The 15,703-nt window shown below is 59.2% G+C and carries 11 protein-coding genes; 8 read left to right on the top strand and 3 right to left on the bottom strand.

What is annotated here, in order from left to right; genetic code table 11:
* Positions 1–69: 69 nt before the first annotated feature.
* The gene (yoaA, locus tag SLIT_RS06550) at positions 70–1,995 is read left to right on the top strand and encodes a DNA repair helicase YoaA (protein WP_013029450.1); all 1,926 of its coding nucleotides are present in this window, start codon (positions 70–72) and stop codon (positions 1,993–1,995) included.
* Here yoaA and SLIT_RS06545 read toward each other — a convergent pair.
* On the bottom strand, positions 1,992–3,362 hold the full coding sequence (locus SLIT_RS06545; RefSeq protein WP_013029449.1) for a diguanylate cyclase: 1,371 nt from the start codon (positions 3,360–3,362) through the stop codon (positions 1,992–1,994). The two genes, yoaA and SLIT_RS06545, sit on opposite strands and share 4 nt — an antisense overlap.
* 159 nt (positions 3,363–3,521) lie before the next feature.
* Here SLIT_RS06545 and SLIT_RS15160 point away from each other — a divergent pair, with 159 nt between their 5' ends.
* Positions 3,522–4,868, top strand: a complete 1,347-nt coding sequence (locus SLIT_RS15160; RefSeq protein WP_013029448.1) for an HD-GYP domain-containing protein — start codon at positions 3,522–3,524, stop codon at positions 4,866–4,868.
* Positions 4,869–4,882: 14 nt separating this feature from the next.
* Entirely contained in the window at positions 4,883–5,812 is a 930-nt protein-coding gene (locus SLIT_RS15155) for an ankyrin repeat domain-containing protein (protein ID WP_049870966.1), read from the top strand.
* On the opposite strand, the gene selD is transcribed toward SLIT_RS15155, so the two are convergent.
* Entirely contained in the window at positions 5,771–6,826 is a 1,056-nt protein-coding gene (gene selD / locus SLIT_RS06530) for a selenide, water dikinase SelD (protein WP_013029446.1), read from the bottom strand. The genes SLIT_RS15155 and selD overlap by 42 nt on opposite strands.
* Before the next feature lie 13 nt (positions 6,827–6,839).
* On the opposite strand from selD, the gene mnmH reads away from it, so the two are divergent.
* The 4 genes from mnmH to SLIT_RS06510 all read left to right on the top strand — a co-directional run bounded on the left by mnmH (position 6,840) and on the right by SLIT_RS06510 (position 11,034).
* Positions 6,840–7,880 (top strand): tRNA 2-selenouridine(34) synthase MnmH, encoded by a 1,041-nt coding sequence (mnmH, locus tag SLIT_RS06525; RefSeq protein WP_013029445.1) that lies wholly within the window; start codon positions 6,840–6,842, stop codon positions 7,878–7,880.
* 86 nt (positions 7,881–7,966) lie between these two features.
* Positions 7,967–8,395, top strand: coding sequence for a MarR family winged helix-turn-helix transcriptional regulator (locus SLIT_RS06520; RefSeq protein ID WP_013029444.1), 429 nt, complete (start codon positions 7,967–7,969; stop codon positions 8,393–8,395).
* Between the two features lie 10 nt (positions 8,396–8,405).
* Complete coding sequence (locus SLIT_RS06515) at positions 8,406–9,392, top strand: HlyD family secretion protein (RefSeq protein WP_013029443.1); 987 nt, start codon at positions 8,406–8,408, stop codon at positions 9,390–9,392.
* A gap of 124 nt (positions 9,393–9,516) precedes the next feature.
* Entirely contained in the window at positions 9,517–11,034 is a 1,518-nt protein-coding gene (locus SLIT_RS06510) for a DHA2 family efflux MFS transporter permease subunit (RefSeq protein WP_013029442.1), read from the top strand.
* A gap of 41 nt (positions 11,035–11,075) precedes the next feature.
* Here SLIT_RS06510 and SLIT_RS16185 read toward each other — a convergent pair whose 3' ends face one another.
* On the bottom strand, positions 11,076–12,722 hold the full coding sequence (locus tag SLIT_RS16185) for a CHASE domain-containing protein (protein WP_013029441.1): 1,647 nt from the start codon (positions 12,720–12,722) through the stop codon (positions 11,076–11,078).
* A gap of 179 nt (positions 12,723–12,901) precedes the next feature.
* Here SLIT_RS16185 and acnA point away from each other — a divergent pair, with 179 nt between their 5' ends.
* Positions 12,902–15,592 (top strand): aconitate hydratase AcnA, encoded by a 2,691-nt coding sequence (gene acnA / locus SLIT_RS06495; protein ID WP_013029440.1) that lies wholly within the window; start codon positions 12,902–12,904, stop codon positions 15,590–15,592.
* The last annotated feature ends 111 nt before the right edge of the window (positions 15,593–15,703 follow it).

The raw sequence follows: 15,703 nt of genomic DNA, 5'->3' as shown, positions 1-15,703 counted from the left end.
TCTCTGTGGCCTCGCGTAAAATCGCTGCCGCACTATAACGCCGTCCCCAGCCAATAACCATACCCCGCCGTGACCGTCGAAGTAGAACGTTTCTTTTCCGAACTAAGCCCGCTTGCCACCGAAGTCGCTTCGTTCCGTCCGCGCACGCAGCAGCGCGAGATGGCGCTGGCCGTGGCCGAGGCGATACGCGACAACGCCATCCTGGTGGCGGAAGCAGGCACCGGTACGGGCAAGACCTTCGCCTATCTGGTGCCGGCACTGCTGGCGGGCGGCAAGGTGGTGATCTCCACCGGCACCAAGAACCTGCAGGACCAACTGTTCCAGAAAGACCTGCCGATGGTGCGCGATGCGCTGAAAGCGCCGGTGTCGGTGGCGCTGCTCAAGGGGCGTTCGAACTATGTGTGTCACTACCATTTGTCTCTGGCGCAATCGAACGGGCTGTTCAAGACGCGCGAGGACGTGAAGCATCTGGCGAAGATCGTGACCTACGCCAAGGTGACGCAGAGCGGCGACAAGAGCGGGCTGGCAGATGTGCCGGAGAACGCACCGATCTGGATGCACGTGACCTCGACGCGCGACAACTGCCTGGGACAGGAATGTCCGCAGCACACCGAGTGCTTCGTACTCAAGGCGCGCAAGGAGGCGATGGAAGCCGACGTGGTGGTGGTGAACCACCACCTGTTCTTCGCCGACGTGATGCTGCGCGACGAGGGTGTGGCGGAACTGCTGCCCGCCTGCAACACGGTGATCTTCGACGAGGCGCACCAGTTGCCGGAGACGGCCAGCCTGTTCTTCGGCGAGAGCCTGTCCACCTCGCAGCTGTTCGACCTGTCGCAGGATGCGCGCATCGAGGCGCTGAGCGGCGCCAAGGACTTTGCGGCACTGCCGGCGGCGTGCGATGAACTGGAGAAAGCCGCGCGCGACCTGCGCCTGGCGTTCAAGAAGGAAGGCCGTATGGCAGCGGATGCGACGGCCAACATCAAGGACTTCGAACCGACGCTGAAGGTGCTGGCAGAAAAACTGGCCAAACTGTCCGACTTGCTGGAAAAGCAGGCGGAACGCAGCGAAGGGTTGGAGAACTGCTGGCAACGGGCACGCACCTTGGTGCAGGAGCTGAAACACTGGCAGACCGGCGATGTGCCGGAAACCGTGCGCTGGCTGGAGGTGTTCCACCATTCATTGCAGCTGAACTCCACACCACTGTCCATCGCGGACATCTTCAAGAAGCAGATCAGCGGCCACCCGCGCGCCTGGATATTCACCTCGGCGACACTGGCAGTGAAACAGAACTTCTCACACTACCAGGGCGAGATGGGACTGCAGGAAGCGCGCACCGCATGCTGGGACAGCCCGTTCAACTATCAGGAACAGGCACTGCTGTATGTGCCGCAAAACCTGCCTGAGCCAAACACCGAGGGTTATACCGATGCAGTGGTGCAGGCTGCATTGCCTCTGGTCGAGGCCAGCCGAGGCCGCGCATTCATGCTCTTCACCAGCCTGCGCGCGATGCAGCGCGCCTACGAGATATTGCAGGCCGAGTTCGACCGCAAGAACCTGAAATACCCGCTGCTGATCCAGGGCGAAGGTTCGCGCAATGAGCTGCTCACGCGTTTTCGCGACCACGGCAACGCGGTACTGCTCGGCAGCCAGTCATTCTGGGAAGGGGTGGACGTGCGCGGCGAGGCATTGTCGCTGGTGATCATCGACAAGCTGCCGTTCGCCCCGCCGGACGACCCGGTGCTGGCGGCGCGCATCGCCGAGCTGAACCGGCAGGGACACAACGCCTTCATGGAGTTCCAGCTGCCGCGCGCCATCATCAACCTGAAACAGGGGGCGGGCCGGTTGATACGCGACGAAAACGACCGCGGCGTGCTGATGATCTGCGACCCGCGCCTGATCTCCAAACATTACGGTAAACGCATCTGGCAAAGCCTGCCGCCGTTCAAGCGCACCCGCGACGAGGCGGAAGCCGTCGCCTTCTTCGCGAAGAACTAATCGGCCAATTCGCAGCGGTTGCGCCCGCTGTTCTTGGCGCGGTAGAGCGCATCGTCGGCATCCTTGACGATTCTTTCGTAATCGGGATGCCCGTTATAGGCAGCCACGCCGATGCTCACGGTGACCTGCATCACCTTGCCGTCGCCCACGCGCATCGGCTCGGCAGCAAAACGCTCGCGGATGGTCTCGGCCACTTGCAGGGCCTGATCCCTGCCTATCTCCACCAGCACGACCAGCAGTTCCTCGCCACCATAGCGGAAGATGAAATCGCCCACACGCACACTGGACGTGACCAGGTCGGATGCCTGCTGCAGCACCATGTCGCCACTGTCATGCCCGTGCGTATCGTTGATGTTCTTGAAGTGGTCGATGTCGAGCAACAGGATTGCGAACGGGACATCGCTGTTCCTGGCCAAGGCCAGTTCGCGCATCAGGATGGTCGGCAGGTAGCGACGATTGAGCAGGCGGGTCAAGCTGTCGCGCCCGCTCTCCACTTCGATGAAGCGGTCGAACAGGCCTGTCAGCAAAAACTTGACCTCCCCTATGTCGGCCTCGACCTGCCGCATCGCCTCGCGAGCATTACCGCCATTGCGGCGTTTCTCGATCAGGCCAGGCAGGAGCGTACGCTCCAGTTTTTCGACACAAACGCGTATGCGCTCCAGTTCCGGGGCGTCGTGGAAGATGATGCTGGCCTTGTGCTGCAGCCACAGGCCGAACTCGGAATGTTTCATCTCCGGAACGCCAGTACCCTCATCCCCGAGCAGATGCAACAGGATGTGCTGCGCCCATTCCGACAGCGCGGCGCGCTGGCGCTCGCGCTCAGCCAGCATGTTCTGCCCAAGCGCGAACATGCGGTACGACTCGTCGGTGCGCACACTTTTACCTACATTGATAACGTATGAATCGGTCATTGCCGACATGCTCAATTCCATCACTTCGGAGACGAAGCGTGTCGCCTGCACCAGCTTCGCGCGATCCAGTTCGGTCTCGACCAGATGTTCAGTGATCGCCTGTTTCAACAGCCGCGAACCGCGCAACACCAGCGAGATCGGCATCTGGATACGCGCATGCACCACGCCGACGTGGCATTGGTATTTGTATATCTCCTTGGGATCATGTTGCTGCACGGAAAAAAGTTCGCGCAACCAGCCTTGCATTGAAGCATGCAGTCGTTGGCTCACGATATCGTGGCTGATAAAAGGGTTCGCCTCCTTGTCTGCCAGCATATAGTCGTAAAACTGCGTCGCCAGATCACCAGCGTATCGGTCGACCGTGTCGCAGATCAGCTTCTTCGTTGACTCGGGGACTTGCTGATGCAGTTGCTGCCAATCGGCAGCAAAATCCTCGACCTTGCTATGTTTGATCATCACACACCCTTTTAATAACCCTGTACATCTTGAGCATTGTAACCCTTGAACACACAACATTACTCCCCGGATGCGGTCATTTCGGCTGGATCAGTTGACTGCCCACAGGCTTTGATGTCCACTGTGAGCAAACTTCTTTGAGTTACTCCTTCTATTTTCATGAACTCATTCTTCGACGACCTGCGATTCTACATTGACGAAGAGAACCTCTTCGTGCGTGCCGAGCAGTTGCGCGCTCGCCTGAAGCTGCTGCCCTTGATGCTGGTCGTCCAGATAGTGATCGAGCCGCTTTACATATGGCTGATGTGGGATATCGCTTCGCACCGGCAACTCATGATCTGGCTGTCAACCGCCTATCTGTTGCATCTGGCCGAGATGGTGCTCTGGATCCAGCGCCGGGAGGATCTCGGCAATATCGAGGAGTGCCAGCGCTGGAGCCAGGATCTTTTCAACTTTGCACTGGTGTTCGGGATGATGTGGGGGGTCGGCACGATGTTCTTCTTCCCCTCCGACCTGCTCACCCAGGTGCTGCTGGTGTGCGTGCTGATGGGGCTGACCGCCGGTGCGGCCACCATGAATTCGATGCATCCGCCCTCGTTCTATGCCTATGTCCTCAGCCTGATGGTGCCGCTCACCTTCCGCGTGATGGTGGAACAGGATGAAACGCATATCGCGCTGGGCGCCATGCTGCTGCTGTTCCTGCTGGTGATGCTGAGCTCCGGCCACTTCCTGAGCAAGTTCATCATGCTGTCGCTGCGGCAACGTTTCGAGAACGAATCCCTGGCCGAACAGCTCGCCTCGATGAACGGCGTGCTGGAGCACAAGGTCGAGGAACGTACCGCACAGCTGCAGCACAAGACCGAAGAAGTCGCGCAGATCCGCGACGTCACCATCATGGCAATGGCGTCGCTGGCCGAAACGCGCGACAACGAAACCGGCAACCACTTGAAGCGCACCCAGAACTATATCCGCGCACTAGCCTTAAGGTTGCGCCACCATCCGCACTTCAAGGATTTCCTCACCGAGGACAACATCGAATCGCTCTACAAACTGGCACCGCTGCACGATATCGGCAAGGTCGGCATACCGGATGCCATCCTGCTCAAGAAAGGCAAGCTCACGATGGAAGAGTTCGAGATCATGAAGACGCACCCCCTGCTCGGCGGCAATGCCATCGCCATGGCCGAGAGCGGTTTGCCGACACCTAACCGCTTCCTCCATATCGCCCGCGAGATCGCCACCGGACATCACGAAAAATGGGACGGCAGCGGCTATCCCCTAGGCCTCAAAGGCAAAGAGATCCCCATCTCCGCACGCCTGATGGCGGTAGCCGATGTGTATGACGCGCTGATCAGTCGCCGCATCTACAAGGAGGCTTTGTCGCACGAAGATGCTATGGCATATATATTGCAGGGGGAAGGGAATCACTTCGATCCCGATGTTGTCGAAGCTTTCCAACAAATCCAGGATGAATTCCGGCAGATCGCCGGACAATACCAGGACTGATGAATCGAAAACCAATGAATGAAAGACTGTTCAACCTGCTAGATCGCGACGAGGACCTGTATCCAGGCACACTGGAGGAGAAGTTCCCGCGCGTCTTCAACAAGCTGCTCGAACTGTGGCAGACGCCGCATATCGACGCCTATCTGCAGGATCTGATGGTGGACAAGCGCGGCGGCGACAGGGAAGGTTTCCCGCCAGAGGCAGCGAGCGAGATCATCCGCCTGAGCAACTATCTCGACCGGTTGCGCAATGCCGGCAAGGAAGTAAAAGCCTGGGAAGACATCCCGGAATACAAACGCCAGGAGCTCATGCAGTACGGCTACGACTTCAATGCAAGTGGCCTGCTGAAGTCCGTCGACGACAACAACCAGAATGCCGTGCAGCTCTTCCTGTCCTGCGGCGTCGATCTGGAAGTGCGCGACGACCGCAACTGGACACCGTTGATGGTCTCCGCATTCAACGGCAATCTGGACTTTGCGAAACTGCTGATCAAATGCGGTGCACGCGTTTCGACGCGGGACAAGAACGGCTATACACCGCTGCACTGGGCAGCCTACAACGGCCACGTGGAAGTGGTGAAGATGCTGATCGAAAAAGGTGCCGAACCAGATACGCCCAGCCAGTTCGGCTGGACGGCACTGATGCAGGCTGCGACCCGCGGGCATCTGATCGCATGCGCCTACCTGCTTTCGCATGGTGCCGACGTAAACGCGACATCCACCGACGGTTGGACGTCACTGCACAAGGCCGCGAACAATGGCCATACCCAGGTCGTCAAGTTGCTGCTGGATAAAGGTGCCAATCGATTTGCGAAATATCAGGATGGCAGCACACCGCTCGATCTGGCCATCAAGGCCAAACATCTGGATATCGTCGAGCTGCTGAACCAGGCGCCCGCCGGATCAGCGGCGAAGGACGCGAATCCCGACTTGCGGCTGCTCTGAAAACATTCTCCCGATGATGCACGCTGCGTCGAAGCCCTGTTCGTGAAACATCGACAAGACCTTGTCCGCCTCGCCAGCAGCACACGCCACCAGCAGACCGCCGCTGGTCTGCGGATCACACAGCAGTTTGCGCTGCCACTCGGGAAAACCCTGCGGCAGTTCCACTTCCGCACCGTAACTGCTCCAGTTGCGGTCGGCCGCTCCCGTACTGTAGCCCTGTTCAGCCAACTTTAACGCCGCCGGCAGGAATGGCAGCGCATCGAAATCCAGTTCCGCACCCAGTTTCGAACCGCGGCATACTTCAAGCAGATGTCCCAGCAGCGCGAAACCGGTGACGTCGGTCATCGCATGCACGCAGTCCATACCCCCCAGGGTCGCACCGACACGATTTACCTGCGTGGCCGTATCCACCATCTGCCGATAGCCTGCGGCATCGAGTTCGCCTTTCTTCAATGCGGCACTGAGGATGCCGACACCCAGCGGCTTGCCGAGGATCAGCACGTCGCCTGCTTGCGCACGGTCATTGCGTTTGACATGATCGGGATGCACCACGCCCACCCCGACCAGACCATAGATCGGCTCGGGCGCATCGATGGAATGGCCGCCCGCCAGCGGAATCCCTGCCGCTTCGCACACAGCTGCACCGCCGGCAAGGATCTCGCGTATGGTGTCCAGCGGCAATTTGGCGACCGGCATCCCCACCACCGCCAGCGCGAGGATGGGCGTCGCGCCCATGGCATACACATCGGACAGCGCGTTGGTGGCGGCGATACGGCCAAAGTCGCGCGCATCGTCCACGATGGGCATGAAAAAGTCGGTGGTGACGACGATCGCCTGTGATTCATTGAGCTTGTATACCGCCGCATCGTCGCTGCTCTCGGTGCCGACCAGCAGGTTCGGGTAAGATGGCGGTTGTGGCATTGCAGCCAGCATCTCGGCCAAAACCGCAGGTGCGATCTTGCAGCCGCAACCGCCACCGTGGGAATACTGTGTCAATTTGATTGCGTCGTTCATACAATAACTATCCATGCAAAATCCAAGGGTCGCTACCGTAGCACAACTGTCCGATTACGACGAAATCATCGACGTGCGTTCACCTGCCGAATATGCGGAAGACCACATCCCCGGCGCGATCAGCGCCCCCGTGCTGGACGACGAACAGCGTGCCCAGGTCGGCACCCTGTACACGCAAGTTTCGCCATTCGAGGCAAAGAAACTGGGCGCCACGCTCATCGCCCGCAACATCGCACATCATCTCGACAACCTGTTCTGCGACAAGCCCAAACGATGGAAACCGCTGGTTTACTGCTGGCGCGGCGGCCAGCGCAGCGGCGCGATGGCGCACATCCTGGCCCAGGTCGGCTGGTCGACCGGCAGGCTCGAAGGCGGCTACAAGACCTATCGGCGCCAGGTTCTGGCCGATCTGGAAACATTGCCGGACGTTTTGCAGTTCCGCGTGGTATGCGGCCCGACCGGTTCGGGCAAGAGCCGCTTGTTGCATGCGCTGCACGGACAAGGCGGACAGGTGCTCGATCTCGAAGCGCTGGCGCAGCACCGCGGCTCCCTGCTCGGCAACCTGCCGCACGAAGCGCAGCCTGCGCAAAAGATGTTCGAGAGCCGTATCTGGGATGCGTTGCGACATTTCGATCCGCTACGCCCGGTGTTCGTTGAAGCAGAAAGCAAGAAGATCGGCCTCATCAGTATGCCGGAAGCGTTGCTGCAGAAGATTCGGAGTTCGGATTGCCTGCTGATCGAGGCACCTGTCCAGGCGCGTGTAGCTTTGCTGATGGAAGATTACCGGCACTTCCTCAACGATCCCGCGCTGCTCATCGCCCGGCTGACCCCGCTGCTTCCGCTGCACGGCCGTCAGATACTCGATCATTGGCAGCAATTGGCCGAGCTAGGCGCCTGGCCTGAACTGGTCGAAAAACTCCTGATCCAGCATTACGACCCCGCGTATCGGCGATCTACCGCCAATAACTTCATTCATCTGGATGCAGCGAAATTGCTTCTGCTCGAGCATCTGGACGAGGAGTCGCTACGTACCGCAGCGACCTCCCTGCTATAACCCTCATGGAAATATAGCTTCTCGACAAATCCGCCTGTTTATATGAAAATGATTAGCATGCTAACTATTAGTACACAAACAACTCCATGAAAGCGCTGGACGAACAATTCGCCGAATCGCTCCATCAGGTCGCGCATGCCTGGCGCACCGAGCTGGATCGCCGTCTGCGGCCACTGGGATTCTCGCATTCGCGCTGGTTGCTGTTATTGCATCTTTCGCGCAACGACGGCTGCACCCATTGCGAATTGGCACAACAAATGGGCATCGAGGCCGCGACGCTGGTCAAACAGGTCGACCACATGGAACAGGAAGGTTTGCTCAAACGTTGCGGCAGCGAGACCGACAGGCGCGTGAAGCACCTGTACCTCTCCGCCGAAGGCAAAAAAGCGGTAGCGCGCATCCGCAGCAATGCCGCCGAACTGCGCAAAGAGATACTGTCCGAATCGAGCATGGAAGAGATCAGCACCGCACTCAAGGTATTGCAGAACATCCGCAGCAAACTGACACCGCAGTAAAGGAATGCACATGGATAGCATCAAGGCGCACAAGAAGAAGATCATCATCGGGCTGCTGCTCATCGCTTTGCCCGGTATCCTTGCCTTCACTTATTACTATGGACGTTCGCGCAGCACGGAAAACGCCTACATCAATGCAGATGTGGTGAACGTGGCCGCCCAGGTCAGCGGTCGCGTCGTTGCCGTGCATATCAAGGACAACCAGCACGTTCACAAGGGCGATGCACTATTCGACATCGATCCGCAACCGTTCACCATCGCCCTGGAACGCGCACAGGCCGACCTGGCGCAAGCCCGGCAGAACGCACGCCAGGACAATGCGGAAGTTGCTGCCGCGCGAGCCATGGTCACTCAGGCCGAAAGCGATCTTGGCAACGCGCGCAGCACCTATACCCGCGACAAGGAACTGGTGGCGCAGCATTTCCTTTCGCAACAGTCACTGGACGATGCGCAGACCCACATGCAGGCGTTGCAGGCAACGCTGGAACAGGCTCACGCCAAGCTGACCAAGGCACTTTCGGCCCCCGTCAAGGTGGGCGAACGCGGCGATGTACTCAAGGCACAAGCCGCTATCGATCAGGCCAGGCTGGATCTGGAACACACACATGTCGTCGCCAGCCAGGATGGGCAGATCAGCAACCTCTCGTTGACTGCAGGCTCGCTGGTCGGCGTCGGCGAGCCGCTGTTCGCACTCATCGCTGACAACAGTTTCCATATCGATGCCAATTACAAGGAGACCGAACTGCCCGGCATCCATCCGGGGCAGGATGTGGATATCGAGATCGACATGTATCCCGGCCAGCATTTCAAGGGCACGGTGGAAAGCATCAGTGGCGGCACCGGCACGGCCTTCTCGCTGTTGCCACCGCAGAACGCCACGGGCAACTGGGTGAAGATCGCCCAGCGTGTGCCGGTACGCATCAAGCTTGCGCCGACCGATGCCGAGCATCCCTTGCGCATCGGTGCAACGGCGACCGTGAGCGTGCAGCTGAAGTAACCCCAAAATCCAAATTCAAGCCACAGAGAACACAGAACACACAGAGAAAATCAAAACCATCCGCCTCTCTACTCTGTGATCTCTGTGTTCTCTGTGGCCAGTTGTCTTTTCCTGGAAATTTTTGATGAACTCTAATCGTGTACTTACCGGCATCGCCGTGATGGCAGCGACCATCATGCAGGTGCTGGACACAACCATCATCAACGTCGCGCTGCCGAACATGATCGGCCAGCTTGATGCCACACCGGACAATATCAGCTGGGTACTCACCTCTTACCTGATCGCCTCGGCCATCATCATGCCGCTCACCGGTTTCATCACCGATCGCATCGGGCAGAAACGCTTCCTGCTGATCAGCATCGCCGGTTTCGTCGTCTCCTCGGCGCTATGCGGCATGGCCACCAGCCTCGCGCAGATGGTGCTGTTCCGTTTCCTGCAAGGCGTGTTCGGTGCATCGCTGGTGCCGCTGTCGCAATCCATCATGCTGCAGATATTCCCCGGCGAACAGCGCGGCAAGGCGATGGCGATCTGGAGCATGGGCGTGATGGTCGCCCCCATCATGGGGCCGACGCTGGGAGGCTGGCTCACCGAGCAGATCAGCTGGCGCTGGACGTTCTACATCAACCTGCCCGTCGGCATCCTTTCCTTCATCCTCGCCATGCGTCATGTGCATGACACGCCCACGCGCGAGCGGCGCATGGATTGGCTTGGATTCGCTTCGCTTGGTCTGGGCATAGGCGCACTGCAGCTGATACTCGACCGTGGCAACCAGGACGACTGGTTCAGTTCGCAGACGCTGGTGTTTGCGGCCCTGCTCTCTGTTGCCGCCTTCATTTTTTTCATCGTCTACACGCTCACCGGCAAGCACCATCCGCTGTTCGACCTGCGCATCTTCCGCGACCGTAACTACCTGGTCGCCAGCCTGATCATGACCACCATCGGCATCGGCTTCTTCGGCGGCATGCTGCTGCAATCGCTGTTCCTGCAGAATTTCCTCGGCTACCCGACCTTCGAGGCAGGCTTGTATATGGCGCCACGCGGCCTGGCCTCGTTCCTGGTGATGATCTTCGTCGGCAAATTCGTCAACCGGATCCAGCCGCGCAATTTCATCTTCGTCGGCATCTGCGCCAGCATCCTGGGCAACTACATGATGACTCGCTTCACCGGCGACATCACGGCGAACGACCTGATCGTGCCGATGATGCTGCAGGGCATGGGCATGGGGCTGATCTTTGTACCCATCTCCACGCTGGCCTTCACCACCCTGCCCAAGGAGACGGCAGCCGAAGCCGCGGGTATCTACAGCCTGATCCGTGCGGTCGGCTCATCGTTCGGCATCGCCATCCTGGCCACCTATTTCTCGCGCAGCACCCAGCAAAGCTGGAGCCTGCTGCGCGGCGACATCACGCCGTACAGCGAGGCGCTACGCAATTATCTTGCCCCGCTCCATCTCGGTGCGCAGGATCCGCAAGGCGTCGCAATGGCTGCCAGGGCTGTGCTGCACCAGGCTCAGAACATCGGCTACATCGACAGCTTCTGGTTCGCCACGCTTAATTTCGTGATGATGTTGCCGTTGCTGCTGCTGGTGCGTACGCCGAAGAAAGGCGCGGCGGCGTCTGCACCGGCAGTCAGTGCTGAATAGATAACCAGGAAAAGAATAGTTGTCCGATTGCGAACAGTCGATCAGGGCGAAAAACTGAAACCGCGATCCCGGAACAGGGTGACGCAGGCATCCACCACTGCCGGATCATATAGCGTTCCACGCTGATCGATGATCTCGGTCAGCGCCGCCGCAATCCCCAGTGCAGGCCGATAGGGGCGGTGCGAACACATGGCCTCCACCACATCCGCAACCGCGATGATGCGCGCCTCCAGCATGATCTCGCCATCCTTGAGCCCCAGCGGATAACCGGAACCATCCAATCGCTCATGATGCTGTTGCACGATCTTTGCGATAGGCCAGGGAAAGTCGATCTCCTGCAATATCTCGAAACCGGCCTGCGCATGGGTCTTGACCATATTGAATTCGAGCTCGTCAAGCCGCCCAGGCTTGCTCAGGATCTCCGCCGGGATCTGGATCTTGCCGATCTCATAGGTCATCGCCGCAAGACTCAAGGCACGGTATCGTTCGCCATCCACATCCAGTTCCGACGCGATAGCACGGGCGAGGTCGGCAGCACGGCGCTGGTGACCTGCCGTATAGGGATCGCGCATTTCAGTGATTGCCGCCATGGCACTGATGGTCTGATCCAGGGTCCGCGCCAATTTCTCGCTCATCCTCTCCGCCAGCGCGATTGCTCGGGTGTTGGTCGTCGCCAGCAGCCACACAACCAAAGTCAGCAGCAGGCTGATGACTATGCCACCGATTGCGACTGCAAATAACTGTGCGGTCTGCAGCTTCGCCTCGAAGGCGGGCAAAGAGCGCACGACTACGGTCCAGTCGCGGCCAAAGTACCGAATGGTATGCGTAGAAACAAATCGCGGTTGATCTGCAGAATGTGGCTGATCCAGATGGAACATGATATTGGATGCTTGCCGGGCAGTGCCATCATAGATTTCGATATCCAGTTCGTCCCTGACCGTATCCAGGTAGCGCCCCAGCACACCTTTGTTCATCAATTCATTCATGCGGAATGGCTGGTACACCCAACCGACCAGGTTGTTGCGGCGCTCTTCGATGGTTGCATGAGGGCGGTTGTTGCGAAATACGGGGAAGTACATCAGGAAGCCGCTTTGCACTTCCGTAGCCGTCTCCTGCAGCAACACCACCCTGCCGGACATGGCGGCAGCATTCTCATCGCGCGCACGCTGCATGGCCTCACGGCGCACCGGTTCGGAATACATGTCATAGCCGAAAGCGCGCTGGTTGCGCCAGTCGAACGGCTCCAGGTAGACGATGGCGGAATATTGATCGCGCACGCCTTCCGGCTTGATGGAAAAATTGGGAAAACCTTCCCGGCGTATTGCCGTTATCAAACGTTGCTTTTCCCGTGGCGAGAGCAGCTGTGCAAAACCGAGACCCTGAATACCCGGAAAAGTCTGTTCCAGATCCAGACCGGTCACATAATCATGAAATTCTTTTCTTTCGACCGATCCGCTGGCGGCAAACAGCCCCGCGGTCCCCCTCAACAGATTCCGGTAGTCATCCAGGCGGTCGTCTATCCTGTTGTGGATCTCCTTGACCTCACTGTTGAATTCGCTTTGCAGTTCATGCAATGCATGCTGTCTCAGTATGTCCCAGATGAACCAGGTCAGCAGCAAACCGACCAATAGAACCGCAATGGGAGCGAACCTGAGAAACAGCCCAAATCTGTCGTAATGTTTTGTCATCTCAAGTTAAAGCTGTTCGGTCCCGGTGAATCGCACTGGTCAAATGAACGATATCACAGAAGCATTTGCCTGGCACTCGACGGAATACGCACCGCATACGCTTACTCCATATGCCAGCACTCTGCCTGCCGCGCTATAATCCTCCATCTTTCTCGTTTCGGACTTCGGAGCCATACCTCATGTCGCACAACCTGTTCAACACCCGTCAATCGTTCAAACTTGCCAGCGGCAAACAAGCCTCGCTGTATTCGCTGCCGGCACTGGAAGCCGCAGGCATCGGCAAGATATCGCGCCTGCCCGTCTCCATCCGCATCGTGCTGGAGTCTGTGCTGCGCAACTGCGACGGCAGGAAGGTGACCGAACAGCATGTACGCGAACTGTCCAACTGGAAGCCGAACGCACCACGCAGCGAAGAGATCCCCTTCATCGTGGCGCGTATCGTGCTACAAGATTTCACCGGCGTGCCGCTGCTGGCCGACCTTGCTGCCATGCGCGATGCCGCGGCAAAGATGGGCAAGGACCCGAAGGTCATCGAGCCGCTGGTGCCGGTGAATCTGGTGGTGGACCACTCGGTACAGATCGACAGCTACAACAATCCGAACGCGCTCAAGATCAACATGGAGATGGAATTCGAGCGCAACACCGAACGCTACCGTTTCATGAAATGGGGCATGCAGGCATTCGACACCTTCAAGGTGGTGCCACCCGGCATCGGCATCGTGCACCAGGTGAACCTGGAATACCTGGCGCGCGGCGTACTGCAGAAAGACGGCGTGACCTATCCCGACACGCTGGTCGGCACCGATTCGCACACCACCATGATCAACGGCATCGGCGTGGTCGGCTGGGGCGTGGGCGGCATCGAGGCGGAAGCCGGCATGCTCGGCCAGCCCGTGTACTTCCTGACCCCCGATGTGGTCGGTGTGCACCTGAAGGGCAAGCTGCGCGAAGGCGTGACCGCCACTGACCTGGTGCTGACCGTCACCGAATTGATGCGCAAGCACAAGGTGGTCGGCAAGTTCGTTGAGTTCTTCGGCGAAGGCACTGCCGCGTTGACCCTGCCCGACCGCGCCACCATCGCCAACATGGCGCCGGAATACGGCGCGACCATGGGCTTCTTCCCGGTCGACGACGTGACCGTGCAGTTCATGAAGAACACCGGTCGCACCGCCGACGAAGTGGATGCCTTCGAATCCTACTTCAAGGCGCAGGGCCTGTTCGGCATCCCCAAAGCGGGCAGCATCGACTACAGCAGCGTGGTGGAACTCGACCTCGACAGCATCGTGCCCTCGCTGGCCGGACCAAAACGTCCGCAAGACCGCATCGCACTGCCGAAAATGAAGGAGACCTTCGACACGCTGTTCAGCAAGCCCATCGCCGAGAACGGCTTCAACCAGCCTGCCGACAAACTCAACACTCGCTATGCGACCGGCAAGGACAATCTCAAGATCGGCAACGGCGACGTGCTGATCGCCGCGATCACTTCCTGCACCAACACCTCCAACCCCGGCGTGTTGCTGGCCGCCGGCCTGCTGGCGAAGAAGGCCGTAGCGAAAGGCTTGAAGGTCGCGCCGCACATCAAGACCTCGCTCGCGCCCGGATCGCGCGTGGTGACCGAGTACCTGACCAACGCCGGTCTGCTGCAATCGCTGGAACAACTGGGCTTCAGCGTCGCCGCCTACGGCTGTACCACCTGTATCGGCAACGCCGGCCCGCTACGTGAGGACATCGACAAGACCATCACCGACAACAATCTGGTGTGCGCTGCCGTGCTCTCCGGCAACCGCAACTTCGAAGCGCGCATCCACCCGAACCTGAAGGCCAACTTCCTTGCCAGCCCGCCGCTGGTGGTCGCCTACGCCATCGCCGGCAAGATGAACATCAACCTCGACACCGAGCCGCTCGGAGTAGGCCGCGACGGCCAACCGGTCTACCTGAAGGACATCTGGCCGAACAGCGCCGAAGTGCAGACCGTGATGAAGTACGCGGCCGACCCGGCGGTGTACCAGCGCCTGTACAGCGACCTGACCAAGGATCTGCCGCTGTGGAACGCCATCCCCGCCCCTACCGGCAATCAGTACCAGTGGGACGACTCCACCTACATCGCACGTCCGCCATTCTTCGATGCCGCCGTTCCAAAGATCGGCGATATCAAGGGCGCGAAGGCGCTGGCGCAGTTCGGCGATTCCGTCACCACGGACCACATCAGCCCGGCAGGCAGCTTCAAGCCCTCCACTCCCGCAGGGAAATATCTGCAAGGCCACAAGGTCGAGGTGAAAGATTTCAACAGCTACGGCTCGCGCCGCGGCAACCACGAAGTGATGATGCGCGGCACCTTCGCCAACGTGCGCATCAAGAACCTGATGCTGCCGCCGAACGCAGACGGCAGCCGTATCGAAGGCGGCTACACCCTGTACAAGGGCGAACAGATGGCGATCTACGACGCCGCGATGAAATATATCGCCGATGGCACCGCAACCGTGATCTTTGCCGGTGAAGAATACGGCACCGGTTCCAGTCGCGACTGGGCCGCGAAAGGCACACAGTTGCTGGGTGTGAAGGCCGTCATCGCCAAGAGTTACGAGCGCATCCACCGCAGCAACCTGGTCGGCATGGGCGTGCTGCCCTTGCAGTTCAAGGGCAATGACTCGCTCGCCAGCCTGAACCTGTCGGGCAACGAGACTTTCGATCTGACCGGCATCAGCGACAATCTGAAGCCGCAACAGGATGTGACGCTCACCATCACGCGCAAGGACGGCAGCAAGCAGAACGTCGCGCTCCTCCTCCGTATAGACACACCGATCGAAGTGGACTACTACCGCAACGGCGGCATCCTGCCGTATGTGCTGAAAGAATTGGCAGGCGGATAAGTAGCTGGGCATAACGATGTCATGAAGCCCTTGTCTTGAAAGAGGCAAGGGTATTTTTTCGCCAAACGAAAAAAGCGCCTCCTTCCCCATTCTTGCAGCAGGGTCTGAATT

The sequence above is a fragment of the Sideroxydans lithotrophicus ES-1 genome (genome assembly GCF_000025705.1).
In the GTDB taxonomy this organism is placed as follows: domain Bacteria; phylum Pseudomonadota; class Gammaproteobacteria; order Burkholderiales; family Gallionellaceae; genus Sideroxyarcus; species Sideroxyarcus lithotrophicus.
Note: the sequence above shows the minus strand (reverse complement) of the source record. Positions and strands in the feature narration are given on the sequence as shown.

What these genes read in the sequence shown, in the direction of transcription:
- SLIT_RS06545 (WP_013029449.1), bottom strand. Translation starts at nt 3,362, where the DNA reads ATGATCAAACATAGCAAGGTCGAGGATTTTGCTGCCGATTGGCAGCAA.
- acnA (WP_013029440.1), top strand. Translation starts at nt 12,902, where the DNA reads ATGTCGCACAACCTGTTCAACACCCGTCAATCGTTCAAACTTGCCAGC.
- mnmH (WP_013029445.1), top strand. Translation starts at nt 6,840, where the DNA reads ATGCAAAATCCAAGGGTCGCTACCGTAGCACAACTGTCCGATTACGAC.
- SLIT_RS15160 (WP_013029448.1), top strand. Translation starts at nt 3,522, where the DNA reads ATGAACTCATTCTTCGACGACCTGCGATTCTACATTGACGAAGAGAAC.
- SLIT_RS06515 (WP_013029443.1), top strand. Translation starts at nt 8,406, where the DNA reads ATGGATAGCATCAAGGCGCACAAGAAGAAGATCATCATCGGGCTGCTG.
- selD (WP_013029446.1), bottom strand. Translation starts at nt 6,826, where the DNA reads ATGAACGACGCAATCAAATTGACACAGTATTCCCACGGTGGCGGTTGC.
- SLIT_RS15155 (WP_049870966.1), top strand. Translation starts at nt 4,883, where the DNA reads ATGAATGAAAGACTGTTCAACCTGCTAGATCGCGACGAGGACCTGTAT.
- SLIT_RS16185 (WP_013029441.1), bottom strand. Translation starts at nt 12,722, where the DNA reads ATGACAAAACATTACGACAGATTTGGGCTGTTTCTCAGGTTCGCTCCC.
- SLIT_RS06510 (WP_013029442.1), top strand. Translation starts at nt 9,517, where the DNA reads ATGAACTCTAATCGTGTACTTACCGGCATCGCCGTGATGGCAGCGACC.
- SLIT_RS06520 (WP_013029444.1), top strand. Translation starts at nt 7,967, where the DNA reads ATGAAAGCGCTGGACGAACAATTCGCCGAATCGCTCCATCAGGTCGCG.